The organism is Nocardioides kongjuensis (genome assembly GCF_013409625.1).
Lineage (GTDB): Bacteria > Actinomycetota > Actinomycetes > Propionibacteriales > Nocardioidaceae > Nocardioides > Nocardioides kongjuensis.
Genome location: NZ_JACCBF010000001.1, coordinates 5,266,115 through 5,286,366 on the forward strand (window position 1 = coordinate 5,266,115; position 20,252 = coordinate 5,286,366).

The following is a 20,252-nucleotide window of genomic DNA, read 5'->3' on the forward strand; positions in this document are numbered from 1 at the left end:
CGTGACCGCACCCGTGAAGCCCGCGACGGCCAAGCCGGTCGCCAGCGACCGCGCCCGCGCGGAGACCCGTCTCGGCCAGAAGCTGGTGGCGCCGGCGATCGTGCTGATGCTGCTGGTGACGGCGTTCCCGATGCTGCGGGCGCTCTACCTGTCGACCTTCGACTACGCCCTGACCGCACCCGACGAACGCGACTTCGTCGGGGTCGGCAACTACCTCACGGCCCTCACCGACCCGCTGTTCTGGCAGACCACCGGCGTGACGGTGCTCTACATGGTGGTCACGGTGGCGATCGAGCTGGTGATCGGCTTCGCGTTCGCCCTGGTGATGCACCGGGTGATCTTCGCGCGCGGCGTCATCCGCACCTCGATCCTGATCCCGTACGGCATCATCACCGTGGTCTCGGGCTTCGCGTGGCAGTTCGCCTTCTCGTTCCAGAACGGCTTCGTCAACGGGTGGCTGCCGTTCGTCGGCGACGACTTCAACTGGTTCGGGCAGACCGGCTCGGCGGTGGTCGCGATCATGGTCTCGGAGATCTGGAAGACCACGCCGTTCATGTCCCTGCTCCTGCTGGCCGGTCTCGCACAGGTCAGCGAGGACATGATCGAGGCGGCCAAGGTCGACGGCGCCACCTCGTGGCAGCGACTGTTCAAGGTGATCCTCCCGAACATGCGGGCCGCGATCATGGTGGCCGTCCTGTTCCGTGCGCTCGACGCCTACCGGATCTTCGACAACATCTTCGTGATGACCGCGGGCGCGCAGAAGACCGAGTCGATCAGCTTCCTCACCTACCGCCAGACCATCGAGCAGTTCCAGCTCGGCATGGGCTCCGCCCTGTCGGTGCTGCTGTTCTTGTCGGTGCTCGTGGTGGCGTTCGCGATCGTGAAGGTCTTCCGCGTCGACCTGGCCCAGGCCCGGCAGGAGGCATGACATGAAGAACCGGATCGGTCTCGTCGTCGGGTGCCTGCTGATCATGGCCTGGTGCCTGCTCCCGGTGGCCTGGATCATCTCGCTGTCGTTCAAGTCGGAGGCCGCGATCACCAACGGCAGCCCGGGCTTCTTCCCCTCCGACGGCGGGGGAGCGGGCTGGGACAACTACCGCGCGGTGTGGGACAACGACCAGTTCCGCCGGGCGATCGCCAACTCGATCGGCATCAGCCTGATCGCCACGCTGCTCTCGGTGATCGTGGCCACGCTGGCGGCCTACGCCATCGCCCGGCTGGAGTTCCGCGGCAAGAAGGCGGTGCTCACGATCGCGCTGGCGATCGCCATGTTCCCGGTGGTGTCCCTGGTCGGTCCGCTCTTCGACATGTGGCGGGCGATCGGGCTCTACGACACCTGGCCGGGCCTGATCATCCCGTACATGTCGTTCACGCTGCCGCTGGCGATCTGGACCCTGTCGGCCTTCTTCCGTGAGATCCCGTGGGAGATGGAGCAGGCGGCGCAGGTCGACGGGGCGACGTCGTGGCAGGCGTTCCGCAAGGTGATCGTGCCGCTCGCCGCACCCGGCGTCTTCACGGCCGCGATCCTCACCTTCTTCTTCGCGTGGAACGACTTCGTGTTCGGCATCTCGCTCACCTCGACCGAGAACGCCCGCCCCATCCCGGCGTCGTTGTCCTTCTTCGTCGGCTCCGACCCGTTCAACCGGCCGGCCTCGCTGCTCGCCGCGGGAGCGGTCATCGCGACCATCCCGATCGTCGTCATCGTCCTGATCTTCCAGCGCAAGATCGTCGCCGGCCTGACCTCCGGCGCCGTGAAGGGGTGAACCACTGATGGCTGCCATCACGATGAACCACATCGTCAAGCAGTACGGCGACGGCTTCCCGGCCGTCAACGACGTCTCGATCGACGTCGCGGACGGGGAGTTCATGATCCTCGTCGGGCCCTCGGGCTGCGGGAAGTCGACGCTGCTGCGGATGATCGTGGGCCTGGAGGACATCACCTCCGGCGACATGATGATCGGGGACAAGCGGGTCAACGACCTCGCGCCGCGCGAGCGGAACCTCGCCATGGTGTTCCAGAACTACGCGCTCTACCCGCACCTGACGGTCTACGAGAACATCGCCTTCCCGCTGCGCCTGGCCAAGAAGCCGGACGCCGAGGTCGACAAGCTGGTGCGCGAGGCGTCGGCGACCCTCGAGCTTGACGAGCACCTCGAGCGCAAGCCCGGCAACCTGTCGGGCGGCCAGCGGCAGCGGGTGGCGATGGGACGGGCGATCGTCCGGCAGGCCGACGCCTTCCTCTTCGACGAGCCGCTGTCCAACCTCGACGCCAAGCTGCGCGGGCAGATGCGCACCGAGATCGCCCGGCTGCAGAAGCGGCTCGGCATCACCACGGTCTACGTCACCCACGACCAGACCGAGGCGATGACGCTCGGCGACCGGGTCGCCGTGCTCAAGCGAGGTGTGCTCCAGCAGCTCGCGACGCCGCGCGAGCTCTACGAGAACCCGGGCAACCTCTTCGTGGCGGGCTTCATCGGCTCCCCGCCGATGAACTTCCTCCCCGCGACCGTCGAGGGCGGCCAGGTGAAGCTGCCGTTCGGCAGCGTCGAGATCCCGGCCGACAAGGCCGAACGCGCCGCCGGGCGGGGCCTGCTGATCGCCGGCATCCGGCCCGAGCACTTCGAGGACGCCTCGCTCGCCGCCGCCGAGGGACGCAGGGGGTCGACGTTCTCGGCCCGGGTGGATGCGGTCGAGTGGCTCGGGAACGAGACCTACGCCTACATCCCGTTCGAGGCGCCCGACGAGGTCAAGCAGCAGCTGCAGCAGCTCGAGAAGGACCTCGACGGCGAGGCGATGCGCACCCAGCTGGTCGTCTCTCTCGACGGCGCGAGCCGGATCACCGAGGGCCAGGACGCCGGCATCTGGGTCGACGGCAGCCGCATCCACCTGTTCGACCCGGCCTCCGGTGAGAACCTCACCGTCGACCGGGAACGGGCCGGCCGGATCCCCGGTGCGGAGGTCAGCGCCGGCTGATACATCCGGGGATGGACGACGTCCCTCCCACGGGCCCGCGACAATGAGCGCATGAGCGGGGCGATCGACACTGCCGTGTGGCAGGACTCGCGTCCGACGCGCGCCCAGGTCCTCTTCGACGTCGTGACCGCGGCCGGGTTCGGGCTCTTCGCGCTCCTCGCCCAGCTCACCCAGGGCGGCTTCACCCTGGTCGCGGCGGGGCTGCTCGTCGTCGCGCTCGCCGTCCGGCGCTGGTGGCTGCCCGGCATGGTTGCGCTCGCCCTCGCTGCCGCCGTCGGCCAGCTGGTCGACCGCGAGATCGCGTTCGTCGCCGACACCGCCTACTTCCCGCTGTTCTTCACCCTCGGCGCGTCGCAGCGTCGCGGCGTACGACGCTTCGGCCTCGCCGCCGGCGTGGTCGCCACCGGTGTCGCGGGCGCCGCGATGGCGCTGAACGCGCAGCTGTCGCGCGAGTGGTTCGCGTCGGCGAGCGAGACGGCGTTCGCCGCGGTCAGCACCGCGGCCATGTGCGCCGTCTTCACGCTCGGCGGCTGGCTGGTCGGCTACCTGCGCTGGCAGAGCCGGCAGACCGTCCAGGCGCGCGTCGACGCTGCGCTCGAGGCACGCGTCAACGCCGTCGAGCAGCAGCGTCTCGCCGAGATCCTGCGCCAGGAGGCCGAGCGCAGCCGGATCGCAGCGGACATGCACGACGTCGTCGCGCACTCGTGGGCGGTGGTCGCGGCCCAGGCCGACGGGGCGCGCTACGGGCTGCGCACCCACCCGGAGGAGGCGGAGGGTGCCCTCCGCACGATCGGCGAGACGGCGCGCACCGCGATGGCCGACGTACGACGCCTGCTCACCCAGCTCCGGGACCGCGAGACCGACCCGGTGCCGTTGGACTTCGAGCGACGCGGCGAGCTCCTCGGCCGGATGCGTGCGTCGGGGATGACCATCGTCGAGACGTCGTACGGCACGCCGCCGGAGCACCGGCTGCTGACCGTCACCGCCCACCGCATCCTCGGCGAGGCCCTGACCAACGCCCTCAAGCACGGTGACCTGGCCCGGCCGGTCGAGGTCTCCGAGGACTGGACGCACGGCTACCGGCTGCGGGTCCGCAACACGATCCCTCCGGGCGCTCCACGGGAGGGCGAGCACGGCGGGCACGGGATCGCCGGGATGGCGGAGCGTGCCGAGGTGGCGGGCGGGACCTTCGCGAGCCGTAGGCTGCCGCCCGAGGCAGGGCGCCCGGCCACCTGGGAGGTCGCGGCCTTCATCCCGACGACGGAGGACGAGTGAGCGAACGGATCCGGGTCCTGCTCGTCGACGACCAGCCGCTGTTCCGCACCGGGATCGGCATGCTGCTGCGCTCGCAGGCGGACCTCGAGGTGGTGGGCGAGGCGAGCAACGGAGCCGAGGCGGTCGAGCTGGCGCGCGGCACCGGGCCCGACGTCGTGCTGATGGACGTGCGGATGCCGGTCCTCGACGGTGTGGCGGCCACCGCCCGGATCGTCGAGGAGCACGGTGACGACGGCCCGCGGGTGCTCGTGCTGACCACCTTCGACCTCGACGAGTCGGCTGCCTCGGCCATTGAGGCGGGCGCCTCGGGTTTCGTGCTCAAGGAGGCCGAGCCCGAGCTCCTGCTGGCCGCGATCCGGTCGGTCGCCGCCGGTACCCAGGTCGTCGCCGCCGGCGCGACCCGACGGCTCTTCGAGCGGTTCCGCGGCCGGACCGCGACCCCCGGCCCCGAGTACGACGCCCTGACCCCACGCGAGCGGGAGATCCTGCTGCGTGCCGCTGCTGGGCTGTCCAACGCGGAGATCGCGGCGACCGAGTACCTCTCCGAGGCGACGGTGAAGACCCACATCTCGCGGATCCTGTCCAAGATGCAGCTGCGCGACCGGGTGCAGCTGGTCGTCTACGCCTACGAGCACGGGCTGATCTGAGGGTTCCCCGCAGGTCGGCGTACATCTCCAGGTGTAGGCCGGTTCGATCCTGCGCCCGATGTGCGCGGCTGCGCGGATTCCTAGCGTGGTGGTCATGAACCAGCCGACCTACAGCCCGCCCCTGCAGCCCGACTCCGCCGTGGTGCGGTTCCGCGGCGTGACCCGCACCTACGGCACCGGCGCCGGCCAGGTGCGCGCGCTCGACGGGATCAGCGTCGACATCCAGCGCGGCGCGTTCACCGCGATCATGGGGCCCTCGGGCTCCGGCAAGTCGACCTTCATGAACGTCGCGGCGGGGCTGGACGACCCGACCAGCGGCGAGGTCTGGGTCGCCGGCGCGCCGGTGCACACGATGACCGACGACCAGCGCACCCTGCTGCGCCGCGAGCACGTCGGCTTCGTGTTCCAGTCGTTCAACCTGGTCCCGACCCTGACGGCGTACGAGAACGTGCTCCTGCCGTTCGAGCTCGCCGGTCGCCGCGTCGACGCCGAGCGGACCGCGTGGATCCAGCAGATCATCGCGACCCTGGGCCTCACCGACCGGGTCGGCCACCGGCCGAGCGAGCTGTCCGGTGGCCAGCAGCAGCGCGTCGCCATCGCTCGCGCGCTCGCCGCGACCCCGCAGATCATCTTCGCCGACGAGCCGACCGGCAACCTGGACTCCCGCAGCTCGCGCGAGGTGCTGTCGCTGCTCGGCACCGCGGCCCGCGACTACGGCCAGACGATCGCGATGGTGAGCCACGACCCGGTCGCCGCGTCGTACGCCGACCGGATCCTCGTCATCGCCGACGGGCGGATCGTCGGCGACCACGGCCGGATGAGCCCGCAGGAGATCTCCCACCTGCTGATCTCGTTCGAGGAGCAGGTGGCATGAGCAGCCGCACCCTGGTGATGGGGTCGATGCGGGAGCTCGGCACCGTCGGGCTGGTCGCCGGGCTCGGCTCGGCGTACGCCGCCGTGCTGATCATGACCAGCAGCTTCCTCAGCACCATGGCGAGCGCGGGCGGAGGTGTCGGCGTCCTGCTCGGATCGGTCGCGACCGTGTTCATCCTGATCGCGCTCTACGTCTCGGTCGTCGTCATCGCCAACTGCGTCGACACCGTGATCGCGGGCCGGCTGCGGCACATCGCACTGCTGCGCCTGCTCGGTGCGCGCGGTCCGTACCTTCGCCGATCGGTCATGCGCGCCACCGCGCTCGTCGGCCTGGCCGGCGGCGTCGTCGGCGCGGTGGCGGGCGTCGTGCTCGCCGACCTGACGCGGATCGTCCTGGTCGCCCGGGGCACCCTGCCCGAGGCCGACTACGGCCTCGTCCACCCGCTCGTCCTGCTCAGCGTCGCCGCCGTCGCGGTGGCCGCCACCCTGGCCGGCTGGCTCGGGTCGCGGGCCGTGCTCCGGGTCTCTCCAGCCCAGGCGATGAGCGGTACGGCGACCGAGATGCCGCGGTCACGGGCAGGGTCCGTCCTCAGGGCGATCGCCTCGCTGATGCTGATCGGCGGCGGTTTGCTCGTCCTGCTCGTCTCGATGTGGCTGGGCGAGGACGGCAGTGCGGCCGGCTTCCTCGCTGCCTTCTTCGGCTCCGTCGTCTCCGCGACCGGGCTGCTCCTCGGTGCCCGGTTCGTGATCCCGGCCCTGGTCGGGCTCTGCGCGCGCCTGGTCGGCACCGAGCCCCCGGCCGTGCTGGCCCGTCGCAACGCGGTCAAGGACCCGCTGCGCACGACCCGGTCGACGATGGGCCTGGTGATCGGCGTGACGCTCGTGACCACCTTCGCCTCCGGCATGCAGGCGCTGCGCGCGTCGATCGCGACCTGGCCCAGCGACGCCGAGCACCAGGGGGAGATGGACCAGATCCTCGCCGCGGCGACCGCGATCCTGATCGCTATCGTGGTGATCTCCTCGGTCATCGCCGCGGTCGGGTTCGTCTCGACGATGTCGCTGACGGTGATCCAGCGCCAGCGGGAGATCGGCCTGCTCCGATCCCTGGGCTTCACCCGCGGCCAGGTCCGCTCGATGATCACGCGGGAGTCGGTCGCGCTGTCGGCGACCGCGGTCGCGTTCGGCATGGTGCTCGGACTGGTCTACGGCTCGGTCGGCGCCCAGTCGCTGATCGGGTTCGGGACCGACGGCTTCGTGTGGGGCGTGCCGTGGCTCGTGCTGGCCGGGATCGCCGTCTGCGGCGTCGTGCTGGTGCTCGCCGCGAGCCGCGCGCCCGCCCGCCGCGCCGTCATGGTCACTCCGATCGAGGCCCTGCGGATCGAGGCGTGAGCGCGGCCCGGTCGGCGTTGCGCCGGATCGCCGTCGTGAACGTCGGGAACAGTGCGGCCGGCAGGTCGTGTCCCCAGCCCTCGATGAAGGTCACCCGCGCTCCCGGCACGGCGGCCGCAGTGGCCCGGCCGCCGGACACGTGGACCATCCGGTCGGCGAGGCCGTGCATCACCAGGGTGGGTGCGGTGATCCCGGCCAGGGCTCGCGTCCGGTCCGGCTGGGTGAGCACCGCCATCATCTGGCGCAGCACGCCCGCGCGGGAGACGCCGCGGTCCCAGGTCTCGCCGGCGCGCTTGCGCAGCTTCTCCTCGGTCTGCGGGAACCGCGGGGAGCCGATGATCCGCCAGACCGCGAGGCTGCCGCGGATGTAGTCCTCGCGCCCGGGGCCGCGCCCGGCGATCAGCGTCGGCAGCAGGCTGGGGTGCTGCCGCCCGACCGTGCGCCGTCCGGTCGTCGACATGATGCTGCTCAGGCTCAGCACCCGCTCCGGCGCGGCCAGCGCCATGGTCTGCGCGATCATCCCGCCCATCGACACGCCGGCGACGTGGGCGGACTCGATGCCGAGGTGGTCGAGGAGGCCGAAGGCGTCGCCGGCCAGGTCCGCGATCGAGTACGGCGCCCGGGCGGGTGCCCCGACGAAGGCGCGGACCAGGTCGGCACGGCGTACCCGACCGGGGGAGCGCGACGAGCGTCCGGTGTCGCGGTTGTCGTAGCGGATCACGTGGAAGCCCGCGTCGGCGAGCTGCGCGCACAGCTCGGCGTCCCACCAGGTCATCGGGCCGCCGAGGCCCATCACCAGCAGCAGCGGCTCGGCGCTCGGGTCGCCGAAGGTCTGGTAGCAGAGCTCGACGTCGGGGGAGACCGGTGCGAGCAGCTCGTCGGAGGCGGACATGACACCCAGTTTGACAAGTTGCGAGTAGTTGTCGATTCAACTGGGTAACGTTTGTGACGTGAGCAACACGTTGGCGCCCTGGCTGCTGCCCGACGGCTACGGCCGCCCGGCACTGGCCGCGCTGCTGCGCGAGGGCAGTCTGGTGACCGAGGCGGGCCGGTTCGCGGCCCGTCGTGGCGCGACCCGACGCGTGCGTCGCCGTACGCCCGTCGCGGGTCGCTCGGCGACCCGCGTCGCCGAGCCGGTGCTGCTCATCCCCGGCTTCCTCGCCGGCGACTGGACCCTCACCGCGATGGCCGCCGAGCTGCGCGGGCGCGGCTTCCGGACCTACCGCTCCCACATCCACGCCAACGTCGGCTGCACCCTCGGCTCCGCGCTCGCGCTCGAGGCGCGCCTGGAGCAGATCGCCGAGCGCCGCGACGCGCGGGTCCAGATCGTCGGGCACAGCCTCGGCGGCATGATCGCGCGTGGCCTCGCCGCCCGCCGCCCCGACCTGGTGGCCGGCATCGTCACCATGGGCAGCCCGATGCGTGCCCCCGCGGCCCACCACGCCCTGCTGACCCGCGGCGTGCGCGTGCTCAACCGGCTCTCGGAGGCCGGCGTCCCCGGCCTGATGAGCGAGGACTGCGTCGCCGGCGAGTGCGCCCACCTCAGCTTCACGGAGTCGCAGGAGCCGCTGCGCCCCGACGTCGCGATGACCAACGTCTACTCGCGCCGCGACGGCATCGTCGACTGGAAGGCCTGCATCGATCCCGCCGGCCGGCCCGTCGAGGTGCGGGCGTCCCACATCGGGATGGCCGTCGACCCGCGGGTGATCGACGTGGTCGCGGAGGCGCTGCAGGTCCCGGACGTGCGTCGTACCCGGCACCTGGGTCGCGACTCCGCCTGAATCACGACCCGAGTGCCGGGTACGACGGGAAGACCCGGTCCGCGGGTCACATCGTGTTGACGATGAGCCCGATGTGGGTGAAGAAGTTCATCGCGCCGAACAGCAGGAACAGCGCGCCCGACACGCCCCACAGCCAGCCAGTGACCCGGCCCCAGGCGCCCGGCGTACCGGTGCTGCGGACCCGGTTCACCAGGACGGCGAAGGCGAGGGCGCCGAGACCGACGATCGCGATGAGCAGCGACATGAAGGTCGCCTCGACCATCGGGTGGTTGGCGAACTCACCCGAGATCGGCTCCTCCGCAGGCGCTGCGAACAGCTGGTACTTGATGCCCGCGACCGCGATCGCGACCAGGCTCAGGCCGAGGCCGCCCACGAAGACGGTGATCTGACGTCGTGCGCGCGCCGATGACGTTCGGCTGAGTGCTTTCCGTCGGGCGCGCCGCGTTGCCTGGACGAAGCGGAGCGAGCGCCAGCGAGCGCAGCGGAGGAAGGCAATGCGTCAAAGCGCGCCCGACATGCGAGCGAAGCGAGCCAAACTCAGTCGAAGTCGATGGCCGAGAAGCCGCGCAGCTTGGACAGCTGGTGCTCGGAGGTGATCGTGCGGATCGTGCCGCTGCGCGAGCGCATGACCAGCGACTGGGTGACCGCGCCGCCGGCGCGGTAGCGGACGCCGCGGACCAGCTCGCCGTCGGTGATGCCGGTGGCGACGAAGAAGCAGTCGTCACCGGTGACCAGGGTGTCGGTGGTGAGGATGTGGTCGGGGTCGAGGTCGTGGCCGGCGTCGATGGCGCGCTGGCGCTCCTCGTCGTCGGTCGGCCACAGCCGGCCCTGGATGGTGCCGCCCATGGCCTTCATCGCGCAGGCGGCGATGATGCCCTCGGGGGTGCCGCCGATGCCGAGCAGCAGGTCGATGCCGGTGTCGGCGCGGGCGGCCATGATCGCGCCGGCGACGTCGCCGTCGGTGATGAACTTGATCCGGGCGCCGGTGGCGCGGATCTCGTCGACGAGCTGCGCGTGGCGCGGGCGGTCGAGGAGGACGACGGTGACGTCGGAGGGGTTGGAGCCCTTGGCCTTGGCGACCTGGTGGATGTTCTCGGCGACGGGGTAGCGGATGTCGACGACCTCGGCGGCCTCGGGGCCGGTGACGAGCTTCTCCATGTAGAAGACGGCGGACGGGTCGTACATCGTGCCGCGCGGGGCGACGGCGAGGACGGCGACCGCGTTGGCCATGCCCTTCGCGGTCAGGGTGGTGCCGTCGATCGGGTCGACGGCGACGTCGCACTCGGGGCCGGTGCCGTCGCCGACGTTCTCGCCGTTGTAGAGCATCGGGGCGTTGTCCTTCTCGCCCTCGCCGATGACCACGGTGCCGTTCATGCTGACCGTCGAGATCATCACGCGCATCGCCTGCACGGCCACGCCGTCGGCGCCGTTCTTGTCGCCGCGGCCGACCCAGCGTCCGGCTGCCATCGCGGCCGCCTCGGTGACGCGCACCAGCTCGAGGGCGAGGTTGCGGTCGGGGGCGGGCGGCTCCACGATGAGGGCGTCGTTCATAGGGCGAACCCTATCGGTCCCCGAACTACCTGGCGTACACCTCGACCTCGGTGGCCTTCACGACGAAGGTGACGGCCGCGCCCGGGGCGAGTCCGAGCTCGGCGACCGAGGCCATGGTCACGTCGGCGGCGAGCTCGCCGGCCCGCACCCGGACCAGGTCGCCCAGCGGCTCGAGCTCGGTGACCACGACGGGCAGCACGTTGCGCGGGCTGCCGCCCGGCGGCTGCGCGTGCACGGCGACCGCCGAGGGCCGGAACACCGCCACCGCGTCGGCGCCGTCGACGGGCGGGGGGTCGCCGGGGGTTCCGTGCAGGAGCAGGCCATCCGGACGTCGTACGCCGTCAGGGGTGGCGGTGCCCGCGACCAGGTTGAGCCCGGCGAACCGGGCGGCGAAGCCACTGCGCGGGCGGGAGAGCACGTCGGCGGTCGCGCCCTGCTCGACCACCCGGCCGCCGTCGAGGACCACGACCCGGTCGGCGAGCAGCAGCGCGTCGAGGACGTGGTGGGTGACGATCACGGTGGTGCGGTCGGCGAGGACGCGGCGCAACAGGGCGCGCAGCGCAGGCGCGACAGCCACGTCCAGGGCCGCCATCGGCTCGTCGAGCAGCAGCAGCCGCGGTTCGGCGGCGAGCGCCCGGGCGACCGCCACCCGTTGGGCCTGGCCGCCCGAGAGCTGCGCAGGACGGCGACCGGCGAGCTCGGCGGCGTCGACCTCGCCCAGCCAGTGCCCGGCGGCGGTGCGGGCGGCGCGGCGGCCGGAGCCGGTGCTGCGCGGGCCGAAGGCGACGTTCTCGAGGACGGAGAGATGGGGGAACAGGAGCGGGTCCTGCGCGAGGAGAGCGGTACGACGCGCGTGCGGTGCCACCCAGCGCCCCGGCCCGGTGAGCTCCTCGCCGTCGAGCAGCACCCGGCCGGCGTCGGGGCGCAGCAGCCCGCCGAGGACCGCGAGGGTGGTCGACTTGCCGGCGCCGTTGGGGCCGAGCAGCGCGACCGTCTCGCCGTCGGCGACGTCGAAGGCGACATCGACGCCGCGCTCGGCGACGACCACCTCGACCTGCGCGCTCACAAGGCCCCCTTGGGACGGACCAGCCCGATCACGAGGACCGCGACGACGACCAGGACGAGGGACATCGCGACCGCGGCGTCGGCGTCGGTGACCCGGAGGTTGTAGATCAGCAGCGGCAGGGTGCGGGTGGTGCCCTCGAGGCTGCCGGCGAAGGTGATCGTGGCACCGAACTCCCCGAGGGAGCGGGCGAACGCGAGCACCGCGCCCGAGGCCAGGCCCGGCAGCACGAGCGGCAGGGTGACCCGTCGCAGCACCGTGGTGGGCCGGGCGCCGAGGGAGGCCGCGACGACGTCGTACCGCTCCCCGGCGGTGCGCAGCGCGCCCTCCAGGCTGACGACGAGGAACGGCAGCGACACGAACGTCTGGGCGAGCACGACCGCGACGGACGTGAACGCGATCCGGACCCCGAGCGCCTCGAGCTCGGCACCGAGCAGACCCTGCCGGCCGAAGGCCGAGAGCAGCGCGATGCCGCCGACGACGGGCGGCAGGACGAGGGGGAGCAGCACCAGCGAGCGCAGCACACCGAGCCAGCGGGCCTCGCTGCGTGCGAGGACGGTCGCCAGCGGGATGCCGAGCAGCAGGCACAGCACCGTGCTCGCGGTCGAGGTCCTCAGGCTGAGGACCAGTGCGGAGCGGGCCGCCTCGGAGGTGACCAGCGAGGGGAGCTCGCCCCAGTCGATGCGGGTCGTCATCGAGGCGACGGGGAGCACCACGAACAGGCCGGCCAGCAAGGCGGGCGCGAGGAGCCAGCGCGGCAGGCCGACGTGCCGGGTGCGGCTCACGACGCGGGGGCTCCGAACCCGGCGTCCTGCAGCACCTTCTGGCCCGCGCCCGTGACGAGGTCGATCCACTGCTGGGCGAGGTCGGCCCGCTTCGAGCCCTCGACCGCCACGATCGGGTAGTGGTTGACCGCGCCCGCCGCCTCCGGGAAGGCGATCCCCTCCAGCGCGTCGCCGGCGGCGGCCACGTCGGTGACGTAGACCAGGCCGGCATCGGCCTCGCCGTCCTCGACCTTGGTCAGCACGCCGGCGACGGACTCCTCCTCGCTGACGGGCTCGAAGGTCAGGCCGGTGGCCTCGCCGACCTTGAGAGCGGCGCTGCCGCACGGCACCTCCGGCTGGCACAGCACCAGGTCGACGTCCTTCCTCGCGAGGTCCGCGAGGCTGGTGATCCCGGCCGGGTTGCCCGGGGGCACCGCGATCATCAAGGTGTTGGTCGCGAACTCCAACGGGTCGCCGGAGGCCAGCTTCGCCGCGACCAGCTTGTCCATGTTGGCGGTGTCGGCGGAGGCGAACACGTCGGCCTGTGCGCCCTCGGTGATCTGGGCGACCAGGTCCGAGGAGCCGCCGAAGGAGAGCTTCACGTCGACCCCGGGGTGGGCGTCCTCGAACTGGCCCTCGAGCTCCTCGAAGGTCGTGGTCAGGGACGCGGCCGCGAAGACGGTCAGGGTCTGCTCGTCCGTGCCTGCCTCACCACGGGAGCCGTCGTCGTCCGCGCAGGCGGCGAGGGAGAGGGCGAGCAGCGCGGCGGCGCAGGTGGCGCCGAGCCGGAGCCAGGTCTTCTTCATCGGGTCTCAGGACCTCCTCGGGACGGGTCGTTCGACGACGACGGTGGTGGACTTGACCGACGCGATCGCGCGTACGCCGGGCGCGAGGCCCAGCTCGTGGGCTGCCTCTGCGCTCATCAGGGACACCACCCGGTACGGCCCGCAGACCATCTCGACCTGGGCCATCACCGTGTCGGCGAGGACCCGCGTGACGATCCCGGTCATCCGGTTGCGGGCGCTGACCTCGCCGGCCCGGGTGCGCTCCCGGTCGGCCTCGTCGACCAGCGAGGCCGCCAGGCCGGCGAGGTCGACCCCCGGGACCACCGTGCGTCCGTCGACCGTGCTGCTGGGCAGCCGTCCGGCGTCGATCCACCGGCGGACGGTGTCGGTCGAGACGCCGAGCAGCTCGGCGGCCTCGGAGACGCGGTAGTCGGCCATGGCGCCACTCTGGCGCATCTGCGTCTGTTTTGCCATCAGATCAACGCATTTGCGTCAGTCGTCGGGGCTGAGGACGATGGTTGGGGACAGGGCTGGGACACTGGACCCGTCATGAGCACCCAGCAGCCGCAGCAGTCAGAGCGCCCGGGCCGCTACCAGCGGTCCGCGGTCGGGCTCGTGACCTCCCTGGTCGTCACCGTCGTCGCGATCGGTGGCCTCCTCTACTTCATGGGCGCCTTCCGCCCCGACTTCGAGGTCAAGCCCGAGGCGGTCGACTACGTCGAGATCGTCCAGTCCGCCCAGCAGGCCGGGCTGACGCCGGTCTACCCCGACGCCTTGCCGAAGGGCTGGATCTCCACCGGCGTCGACGTCGAGCCCGGTGACCACCCGGTGGTCATGGTCCGCCTGCTCACCGACAACGGGAAGTTCGTCGCGGTCCGCCAGGAGGACGCCTCGCTCACCGCGATGCTGTCCCAGTGGGTCGACGAGGACACCGAGACCCGCCCCGGCTACACCGTCCCGGCCGAGGTCGCGAGCCCCGTCGCGCGCGACTGGAAGGGGTACGCCGACGCCGGTGGCGACTCCGCCTACGCCGCCGACGTCGCCGGTCAGACCGTGCTGGTGTTCGGCTCCGCGCCGGCCGAGGACCTGCGCACGATCGTCGACTCACTGGTCACCACGCCGATCGGCTGACCTGCTCCGGGGAACCGGCGGCTCGCCCCGTGCGTCCATGAGGCATGGGGCGACTCCTGCTGCCGGCCGTCGTGCTGTGCCTGCTCCCGCTGACGGCCTGTGGCACCGACGGACCGGGTGGCCTCGGAGGCCGCGGACGTGCGGAACACGCCGCCGAGGATCCGTGGGCGCGGCTGCCGGACCTGCCGCTGGCGCGACGTGACGGCCCGGTCGTCGTGTGGACCGGCGCCGAGGTGCTCGCGATCGGCGGCGACGCCGGGGACGAGTGCCCTCCCCGCGCGGACTGCGCAGCGCCGAACAGCGCCGCCGTCGACGGCGCGGCGCTCGACGTCGCGGACCGCACCTGGCGGCCGATCGCCGACGCGCCGCGGCCGGTACCGGCGTACTCCCCGCACGCGCTGGTGGGTGAGGAGCTGTTCGTCGTCGTCGCAGGGACGGTGCTCGTCTACGAGATCGCGGAGGATCGCTGGACGACGCTGCCGCGCCGGATCGACGGCTGGTACCAACCGGTCGCCGACGTCGACCGCCTGGTCCTGGTGAGCGGAAGCGACGAGCAGGGCGGGCGTGCGGACCTGGTCTGGACGCCGGCCACCCGGACCTGGTCAGAGCTGCCCGACGATCCTCTGGGCCCGTCCTTCGACCGCACGCTCGTCAGCACGCCACGGGGGCTCGTCCTCGGCGCCCACGACCTCGTCGAGAGCCCCGGCGCCGGCGCCGACCCGTCGTACGTCGAGGCCGCCCTCCTCGACCGCGGGACCGGGAGGTGGCGGACCTTCGGCCCCAGCGGACAGCTGGGCGCACCGTGGGCCGTGGTCGGGGACCGGCTGGTCGCCGTCAGCCTCGACGGCACCGACGGCGGCGGTGACCCGCCGGGCGACTACGGCCGGCGGGTGCCGTTCGGTGGTCGGCTGGACCTGGCCACCGGAGCCTGGTCGCCCCTGCCCGACCCGCCGCAGCCGCCCGCCCCGGGCGCCGGCGGGTGGCCCGTCGTCGCGCTGGACGGGCCGCTGGTGGCCGCCTCGGGCCAGCTGTACGACGACGCGACCGGGACCTGGCGGGAGGTCCCGCGCCCGGCGGGCCCCGTGGCGCTCCCGGGACCGGCGGTGTGGGCAGGCGACGCCCTCGTGGTGGTGACCGGCGAGGAGGAGGGAGACAGCTGGGACCAGGTCCGCAACAACGGCGTCTGGGCGTGGACGCCCGAGGCGCCGTAGCGCTCAGTCCTCGTCGTCGACCCCGTCCTCGCCCAGCACCGACTCCAGCCGCGCCCGGGCGCCGTCGAGCCAGCCCTGGCAGGTCGTGGCGAGCGCCTCGCCGCGCTCCCACAGCGCGAGGGACTCCTCGAGCGTCGTGCCGCCCGCCTCGAGCTGACGGACCACCTCGACCAGCTCGGCGCGCGCGTCCTCGTAGGACAGCTCCTCGCTCGGCTCCGGGGGCGTGGTGTCAGTCATGGATCTCCTCGGCGATCGGCTCGGAACGGGTGGCGGTGACGTGGATGCGGCCGTCGGCGACCCGGACCGACAGCGTGGCGTCGGGGGAGACGGCACCGACGGAGGTGACGACGTGGCCGTCGGCGTCCTGGAGGACGGCGTACCCGCGGCGCAGGGTGGCGAGTGGCGAGAGGGCACGGACCCGGGCGCGGCGGTGGTCGAGGTCGTCGACAGCGCGGTCGAGCTGCCACTCGAGCTGGCGGCGGATCCGCGAGCGCCAGTCGTCGAGCTCGTCGAGGCGCGCGTCGATCATGGTGCCCGGGTGGGCGAGCGCGGGCCGGGAGCGCAGGGTGTCGAGCTGGGCCTGCTCCCGGTCGAGGCGGTGGCGCACCGCGCGGCGCAGGGCGTCGCGCGCGCGGTCGACCATCATCCGCTCCTGCGCCATGTCCGGCACGATCAGCTTGGCCGCATCGGTGGGCGTCGAGGCGCGTACGTCGGCCACGAGGTCGAGCAGCGGGGAGTCCGGCTCGTGGCCGATCGCGGACACGACCGGGGTGCGGGCGGCGGCGACCACGCGGATCAGGCCCTCGTCGGAGAAGGGCAGCAGGTCCTCGACCGAGCCGCCGCCCCGGGCCACCACGATGACGTCGACCTCGGGGTCCGCGTCGAGGCGGCGTACGGCCTCGATCACCTCCTCGGCCGAGCGCTGGCCCTGCATGGCGGCGTACGCGGTGGTGAAGGCGACCCCCGGCCAGCGCCGCGTGGCGTTCTCGAGGACGTCGCGCTCGGCGGCCGAGCTCGGCGCGGTGACCAGCCCGATCCGGCGGGGCACGGCGGGCAGCCGGCGCTTGCGCTCCTGGGCGAACAGTCCCTCGGCAGCCAGCAGCTGCCGGCGCCGCTCGAGCCGGGCGAGCAGCTCGCCGAGACCGACCATCCGGATCTCGCGGGCGTTGAGGGAGAGGCTGCCGCGGTTGGCGTAGTAGGACGGCCGTGCGTGGATGACCACGCTGGCGCCCTCGGTGACCGGCGTCGGCAGGCCGTCGAACATCACGCGCGAGCAGGTGACCGGCACCGAGATGTCGGCGACCGAGTCGCGCAGCGTCATGAAGACGGTCGCCAGGCCGGGGCGCCGGCTGATCTGGGTGACCTGGCCCTCGACCCACACCGCGCCGAGCCGGTCGATCCAGCCGGCGAGCGCGTTCGCGATCGCCCGGACCGGAGCCGGCTTCTCCAGCGACGTCTCGAGGGCCACGGCCGCGAGCCTATGGGACAGTGTCGACATGACGGCGACGGCGCTCGTGATCGGCGAATCCGTGCTCGACGTGGTCGACGGCGACGGGAGGCCCGGCGGGTCCGCGGTCAACGCCGCCGTCGCGCTGGCCCGGCTGGGCAGGCCGGCCCGGCTCGCGACCGCGTACGCCGACGACCCGGCCGGTTCGTCGATCGCCGGCCACCTCCGGTCGGCCGGGGTCGAGCTCGCCGGCGATCCGCACGTGCTGGCGTCCACGCCCCGCGCGGAGGCGGTGATCGACGCGACCGGCGCGGCGACCTACACCTTCGACATCGGGTGGCAGCTGCCCGGCATCGCCGACGAGGCGGCGCACGTCGTCCACGTGACCTCCCTGGCCCCGCTGCTCGACCCGGGCGCCGAGGACGTGCTCGCCCTGGTCGAGCGGATCGCGTCCACCACCTGTCTGACCTACGACGTCAACCTGCGCCCCGCGATCACCGGAACCCGCGCGCAGGTGCTCGACCGGGTGCTGCGGACCGCGTCGTACGCGACGCTGGTGAAGGCGTCCGACGAGGACCTGGTCGCGCTCTGGCCGGACCGGTCGGCGGGGGAGTCGGCCTCGGCGCTGCTCGCCCTGCCCGGCGGCCCCGTCGCGGTGATCGTCACCCACGGCGCCGAGGGGGCCTCGTGGCACGCCTGCTCCGGACCCGACTGGACCACCGGCGGCGTGCACGCCGAGCCGGTGGACGTCGTCGACACCATCGGCGCCGGCGACACCTTCGCCGCCGCGCTCATCGACCACCTGTGGCCCCTCCTCGGCGCCGGTGCCCGGGGACGACTCGCCGCGCTCGGGCCGGAGGAGTGGAGCGCTGCGCTGACCTACGCCGCCCGGGTCGCCGCAGTCACCGTCGGGCGGTTGGGTGCGGACCCGCCGACGCGAGCGGAGGTCGGTGGCCCGGCGTGACTCACTCGAGCGCGCGGTGCCGCTGAAGGGGTTGTCGTCGGGCGCCCCGCGTGGTCTGGACTGAGCGGAGCGAGCGACCGAGGAACGAGGGAGCGAGCGCAGCGAGGGAAGACCACGCGCCAAAGGGCGCCCGACATGCGAGCGAAGCGAGCCAGACAAACACCGTGAGTTGTGTTGGGCACCGCACCAACCCCGCGCAAAAGGTTCCCCTAGGCTGACCCGGTGCGCCTGCGGATCGACCTCGCCTACGACGGCGGTGACTTCCGGGGCTGGGCGTCACAGCCGGGACTGCGCACGGTGCAGGCCGAGCTGACCGCCGCACTGACGACCGTGCTGCGGCTGCCCGAGGGCTCGCTGCGGGTGACCTGCGCGGGCCGGACCGACTCGGGCGTGCATGCCCGCGGGCAGGTCGTGCACGTCGACGTACCCGAGGACCCGGAGGAGGGCTCGCCCACCGCGGCCCGCCAGGTCACGCAGCTCGACGTCCTCGCCCGGCGGGTCAACGGGGTGCTCGACAAGACGGTGCGGGTACACCGGATCAGCGAGGCGCCCGACGGGTTCGACGCGCGGTTCGCGGCGCTGTGGCGGCGCTACGCGTACCGGATCGTCGACGACCCGGCACGCGCGGACCCGCTGACCCGCAACCACGTGCTCTTCTGGCCGCGCCGGCTCGACGTCGCCGCGATGGACGAGGCCGCACGCTCGCTCGTCGGGCTCCACGACTTCGCCGCGTTCTGCAAGCACCGCGAGGGTGCCACGACGATCCGCACCCTGCTGGAGTTCGGCTGGACCCGCACCGACGACGGCCTCGTCGTCGGGCACGTGAAGGCCGACGCGTTCTGCCACTCGATGGTGCGTGCGCTGGTCGGCTGCATGATCGCCATCGGCGAGGGGCGCCACGACCCCGCCTGGGCAGTGGAGATCCTCACCGGGCGCCGGCGCGACCAGGGCGTGATCGTCGTACCGGCGCACGGGCTGACCCTGGAGGAGGTCGCCTACCCCGACGCCGCCGGGCTGGCGGCGCGGGTGGCGCAGACCGCGGCCCGTCGTACCCACGCGGAGACGGACGGAGCCGAAGGGGCCGAGGGGGCCGAAGGGTGAGCGACGAGCACTACTTCTCCGCCGACCCGTCGGTCGCGTTCCAGCGCGCGCCGGTCGAGGCCGACGTCTGGGGCCACGGGCTGCGGCTGGTCAGCGGGTCCGGTGTGTTCGCACAGGGCCGTCTCGACATCGGTACGTCGGTCCTGTTCCGCGAGACCGAGCCGCCCGCCGGTGGGCGGATCCTCGACCTCGGCTGCGGGTACGGCGTCATCGGGATCGCCTGCGCCGTCGCGGCCCCCACGGCCACGGTCACCGCGGTCGACGTCAACCAGCGCGCCGTCCTGCTCGCCAACGAGAACGCGGCCGCACTCGGTCTCGCCGACCGCTACACCGCGCTGGTCCCGGAGCAGGTCGACCCGGCGGAGACCTACGACGAGATCTGGTCGAACCCGCCCATCCGGATCGGCAAGACGGCGCTGCACGAGCTGCTGCTGACCTGGCTGCCGCGGCTCGCGCCCGGGGGTCGCGCGGTGATGGTGGTCGGCAAGAACCTCGGCGCCGACTCGCTGCAGCGGTGGCTCGGCGAGCAGGGGTACCCGACCGAGCGGATCGCCAGCGCCAAGGGGTTCCGGGTCCTCGAGACCCGTCGCGCCTGACCGGGCGGTGCCTAGAGTGGCGCCATGCCGACCGAGTTCACCGTGCGCGGGTCGCACTCCGCCTTCCAGCCGCCCGAGCGCGGCACCGCGCAGGTCACGCTGTCCTTCCAGGGCCCCGCGCTGCAGCCGGTCTACGACCGCGTCGCGGCCGACCTCGAGGCCGTGAAGGCATCGGTCCGGGAGCTTCACGACCCGGCCGCCGGTCCCGTGACCTGGTGGTCCACCCAGCACGTGCGGACCTGGGCCGAGCGGCCCTGGAACCAGGACGGCAAGCAGCTCCCGCTCGTCCACCACGCCAGCGTCGGTGTGCAGGTGAAGTTCCGCGACTTCGCGCGGCTCACCAGCTGGGTGGGCGGGCTGGTCGGTTCGGCCGAGGGCTTCCATCTCGACGGCGTGCAGTGGGCCCTGACCGAGGCGCGCCGGGTCGAGCTCGAGCACACCGTCCGCGCCCGCGCCGTGCAGGACGCCGCCCGTCGTGCCCAGGAGTACGCCGACGCGCTCGGCCTCGGACCGGTGCGGCCCGTCGCCGTGGCCGACGCCGGCATGCTCGGCCCGGGCATCTCGCCGATGGGCGGCGCCGCCCCGGCGGCGTACCTGAGGATGGCGGCCAAGGACACCGGCGGTGGCGCCGAGCTGGAGCTCTCGCCCGAGGACATCGAGGTCTCCGCGGAGGTCGACGCCCGCTTCGTCGCGGACTGATC

General features: G+C 72.9%; 23 protein-coding genes. 14 read left to right on the forward strand and 9 right to left on the reverse strand.

All coding sequences use genetic code 11. From position 1 onward, the window contains the following. Position 1 precedes the first annotated feature (1 nt). The 7 genes from BJ958_RS25305 (at position 2) to BJ958_RS25335 (ending at position 7,157) form a co-directional block, all read left to right on the forward strand. Positions 2 to 928 (forward strand): carbohydrate ABC transporter permease, encoded by a 927-nt coding sequence (locus tag BJ958_RS25305; RefSeq protein WP_343052799.1) that lies wholly within the window; start codon positions 2 to 4, stop codon positions 926 to 928. A 1-nt stretch (position 929) separates the two neighbouring features. Beyond that, positions 930 to 1,763 carry a carbohydrate ABC transporter permease gene (locus BJ958_RS25310; RefSeq protein ID WP_179729535.1) on the forward strand — a complete coding sequence of 278 codons (834 nt, stop codon included), beginning with the start codon at positions 930 to 932 and terminating at the stop codon, positions 1,761 to 1,763. A gap of 7 nt (positions 1,764 to 1,770) precedes the next feature. Further along, complete coding sequence (locus BJ958_RS25315) at positions 1,771 to 2,973, forward strand: ABC transporter ATP-binding protein (protein ID WP_179729536.1); 1,203 nt, start codon at positions 1,771 to 1,773, stop codon at positions 2,971 to 2,973. Positions 2,974 to 3,024: 51 nt separating this feature from the next. Then, the gene (locus tag BJ958_RS25320) at positions 3,025 to 4,248 is read left to right on the forward strand and encodes a sensor histidine kinase (protein WP_179729537.1); all 1,224 of its coding nucleotides are present in this window, start codon (positions 3,025 to 3,027) and stop codon (positions 4,246 to 4,248) included. Beyond that, a complete protein-coding gene (locus BJ958_RS25325) occupies positions 4,245 to 4,895 on the forward strand; it encodes a response regulator (RefSeq protein WP_343052801.1) in 651 nt (216 codons plus the stop codon). Before BJ958_RS25320 ends, BJ958_RS25325 begins: the two co-directional genes overlap by 4 nt. Before the next feature lie 94 nt (positions 4,896 to 4,989). Then, positions 4,990 to 5,769: an ABC transporter ATP-binding protein gene (locus BJ958_RS25330; RefSeq protein ID WP_179729538.1), complete on the forward strand. Its 780-nt coding sequence runs from the start codon at positions 4,990 to 4,992 to the stop codon at positions 5,767 to 5,769. Beyond that, on the forward strand, positions 5,766 to 7,157 hold the full coding sequence (locus BJ958_RS25335) for an ABC transporter permease (RefSeq protein ID WP_179729539.1): 1,392 nt from the start codon (positions 5,766 to 5,768) through the stop codon (positions 7,155 to 7,157). Before BJ958_RS25330 ends, BJ958_RS25335 begins: the two co-directional genes overlap by 4 nt. On the opposite strand, the gene BJ958_RS25340 is transcribed toward BJ958_RS25335, so the two are convergent. Continuing rightward, on the reverse strand, positions 7,123 to 8,049 hold the full coding sequence (locus BJ958_RS25340) for an alpha/beta fold hydrolase (RefSeq protein WP_179729540.1): 927 nt from the start codon (positions 8,047 to 8,049) through the stop codon (positions 7,123 to 7,125). The two genes, BJ958_RS25335 and BJ958_RS25340, sit on opposite strands and share 35 nt — an antisense overlap. A gap of 58 nt (positions 8,050 to 8,107) precedes the next feature. Here BJ958_RS25340 and BJ958_RS25345 point away from each other — a divergent pair, with 58 nt between their 5' ends. After that, entirely contained in the window at positions 8,108 to 8,938 is an 831-nt protein-coding gene (locus tag BJ958_RS25345) for an alpha/beta fold hydrolase (protein ID WP_179729541.1), read from the forward strand. Positions 8,939 to 8,984: 46 nt separating this feature from the next. Here BJ958_RS25345 and BJ958_RS25350 read toward each other — a convergent pair whose 3' ends face one another. From BJ958_RS25350 to BJ958_RS25375, 6 genes are read right to left on the reverse strand one after another with little or no spacing between them, the layout of a single operon-like run. Next, positions 8,985 to 9,434 (reverse strand): DUF981 family protein, encoded by a 450-nt coding sequence (locus BJ958_RS25350; protein WP_179730387.1) that lies wholly within the window; start codon positions 9,432 to 9,434, stop codon positions 8,985 to 8,987. Between the two features lie 41 nt (positions 9,435 to 9,475). Then, the gene (gene glpX, locus BJ958_RS25355; RefSeq protein ID WP_179729542.1) at positions 9,476 to 10,489 is read right to left on the reverse strand and encodes a class II fructose-bisphosphatase; all 1,014 of its coding nucleotides are present in this window, start codon (positions 10,487 to 10,489) and stop codon (positions 9,476 to 9,478) included. A gap of 25 nt (positions 10,490 to 10,514) precedes the next feature. Beyond that, complete coding sequence (locus BJ958_RS29250; RefSeq protein ID WP_179729543.1) at positions 10,515 to 11,555, reverse strand: ATP-binding cassette domain-containing protein; 1,041 nt, start codon at positions 11,553 to 11,555, stop codon at positions 10,515 to 10,517. Next, complete coding sequence (locus tag BJ958_RS25365) at positions 11,552 to 12,337, reverse strand: ABC transporter permease (protein ID WP_343052804.1); 786 nt, start codon at positions 12,335 to 12,337, stop codon at positions 11,552 to 11,554. The genes BJ958_RS29250 and BJ958_RS25365 overlap by 4 nt, the downstream gene beginning before the upstream one ends. Then, complete coding sequence (modA, locus tag BJ958_RS25370) at positions 12,334 to 13,122, reverse strand: molybdate ABC transporter substrate-binding protein (protein WP_179729544.1); 789 nt, start codon at positions 13,120 to 13,122, stop codon at positions 12,334 to 12,336. The genes BJ958_RS25365 and modA overlap by 4 nt, the downstream gene beginning before the upstream one ends. Before the next feature lie 6 nt (positions 13,123 to 13,128). Beyond that, a complete protein-coding gene (locus BJ958_RS25375) occupies positions 13,129 to 13,539 on the reverse strand; it encodes a TOBE domain-containing protein (RefSeq protein ID WP_179729545.1) in 411 nt (136 codons plus the stop codon). A gap of 111 nt (positions 13,540 to 13,650) precedes the next feature. On the opposite strand from BJ958_RS25375, the gene BJ958_RS25380 reads away from it, so the two are divergent. Continuing rightward, positions 13,651 to 14,232 (forward strand): DUF4245 family protein, encoded by a 582-nt coding sequence (locus BJ958_RS25380; protein WP_179729546.1) that lies wholly within the window; start codon positions 13,651 to 13,653, stop codon positions 14,230 to 14,232. A gap of 44 nt (positions 14,233 to 14,276) precedes the next feature. After that, positions 14,277 to 15,443, forward strand: coding sequence for a hypothetical protein (locus BJ958_RS25385; protein WP_179729547.1), 1,167 nt, complete (start codon positions 14,277 to 14,279; stop codon positions 15,441 to 15,443). Between the two features lie 3 nt (positions 15,444 to 15,446). On the opposite strand, the gene BJ958_RS25390 is transcribed toward BJ958_RS25385, so the two are convergent. Continuing rightward, positions 15,447 to 15,680: an exodeoxyribonuclease VII small subunit gene (locus BJ958_RS25390; protein WP_179729548.1), complete on the reverse strand. Its 234-nt coding sequence runs from the start codon at positions 15,678 to 15,680 to the stop codon at positions 15,447 to 15,449. Then, positions 15,673 to 16,911, reverse strand: coding sequence for an exodeoxyribonuclease VII large subunit (xseA, locus tag BJ958_RS25395; protein WP_179729549.1), 1,239 nt, complete (start codon positions 16,909 to 16,911; stop codon positions 15,673 to 15,675). The genes BJ958_RS25390 and xseA overlap by 8 nt, the downstream gene beginning before the upstream one ends. Positions 16,912 to 16,939: 28 nt before the next feature. Between xseA and BJ958_RS25400 the strand changes: the two genes are divergently transcribed. The 4 genes from BJ958_RS25400 to BJ958_RS25415 all read left to right on the forward strand — a co-directional run bounded on the left by BJ958_RS25400 (position 16,940) and on the right by BJ958_RS25415 (position 20,250). Further along, positions 16,940 to 17,854: a PfkB family carbohydrate kinase gene (locus tag BJ958_RS25400; RefSeq protein WP_179729550.1), complete on the forward strand. Its 915-nt coding sequence runs from the start codon at positions 16,940 to 16,942 to the stop codon at positions 17,852 to 17,854. Positions 17,855 to 18,076: 222 nt separating this feature from the next. Next, on the forward strand, positions 18,077 to 18,955 hold the full coding sequence (truA, locus tag BJ958_RS25405) for a tRNA pseudouridine(38-40) synthase TruA (RefSeq protein WP_179729551.1): 879 nt from the start codon (positions 18,077 to 18,079) through the stop codon (positions 18,953 to 18,955). Then, positions 18,952 to 19,551, forward strand: coding sequence for a methyltransferase (locus BJ958_RS25410; protein WP_179729552.1), 600 nt, complete (start codon positions 18,952 to 18,954; stop codon positions 19,549 to 19,551). Before truA ends, BJ958_RS25410 begins: the two co-directional genes overlap by 4 nt. 24 nt (positions 19,552 to 19,575) lie before the next feature. Next, a complete protein-coding gene (locus BJ958_RS25415) occupies positions 19,576 to 20,250 on the forward strand; it encodes an SIMPL domain-containing protein (protein WP_179729553.1) in 675 nt (224 codons plus the stop codon). Positions 20,251 to 20,252: the final 2 nt, after the last annotated feature.

What these genes read in the sequence shown, in the direction of transcription:
- BJ958_RS25335 (WP_179729539.1), top strand. Translation starts at nt 5,766, where the DNA reads ATGAGCAGCCGCACCCTGGTGATGGGGTCGATGCGGGAGCTCGGCACC.
- BJ958_RS25315 (WP_179729536.1), top strand. Translation starts at nt 1,771, where the DNA reads ATGGCTGCCATCACGATGAACCACATCGTCAAGCAGTACGGCGACGGC.
- BJ958_RS25310 (WP_179729535.1), top strand. Translation starts at nt 930, where the DNA reads ATGAAGAACCGGATCGGTCTCGTCGTCGGGTGCCTGCTGATCATGGCC.
- BJ958_RS25385 (WP_179729547.1), top strand. Translation starts at nt 14,277, where the DNA reads ATGGGGCGACTCCTGCTGCCGGCCGTCGTGCTGTGCCTGCTCCCGCTG.
- BJ958_RS25330 (WP_179729538.1), top strand. Translation starts at nt 4,990, where the DNA reads ATGAACCAGCCGACCTACAGCCCGCCCCTGCAGCCCGACTCCGCCGTG.
- BJ958_RS25390 (WP_179729548.1), bottom strand. Translation starts at nt 15,680, where the DNA reads ATGACTGACACCACGCCCCCGGAGCCGAGCGAGGAGCTGTCCTACGAG.
- BJ958_RS25320 (WP_179729537.1), top strand. Translation starts at nt 3,025, where the DNA reads ATGAGCGGGGCGATCGACACTGCCGTGTGGCAGGACTCGCGTCCGACG.
- modA (WP_179729544.1), bottom strand. Translation starts at nt 13,122, where the DNA reads ATGAAGAAGACCTGGCTCCGGCTCGGCGCCACCTGCGCCGCCGCGCTG.
- BJ958_RS25380 (WP_179729546.1), top strand. Translation starts at nt 13,651, where the DNA reads ATGAGCACCCAGCAGCCGCAGCAGTCAGAGCGCCCGGGCCGCTACCAG.
- glpX (WP_179729542.1), bottom strand. Translation starts at nt 10,489, where the DNA reads ATGAACGACGCCCTCATCGTGGAGCCGCCCGCCCCCGACCGCAACCTC.
- BJ958_RS25340 (WP_179729540.1), bottom strand. Translation starts at nt 8,049, where the DNA reads ATGTCCGCCTCCGACGAGCTGCTCGCACCGGTCTCCCCCGACGTCGAG.
- BJ958_RS25400 (WP_179729550.1), top strand. Translation starts at nt 16,940, where the DNA reads ATGACGGCGACGGCGCTCGTGATCGGCGAATCCGTGCTCGACGTGGTC.
- BJ958_RS25375 (WP_179729545.1), bottom strand. Translation starts at nt 13,539, where the DNA reads ATGGCCGACTACCGCGTCTCCGAGGCCGCCGAGCTGCTCGGCGTCTCG.
- BJ958_RS25415 (WP_179729553.1), top strand. Translation starts at nt 19,576, where the DNA reads ATGCCGACCGAGTTCACCGTGCGCGGGTCGCACTCCGCCTTCCAGCCG.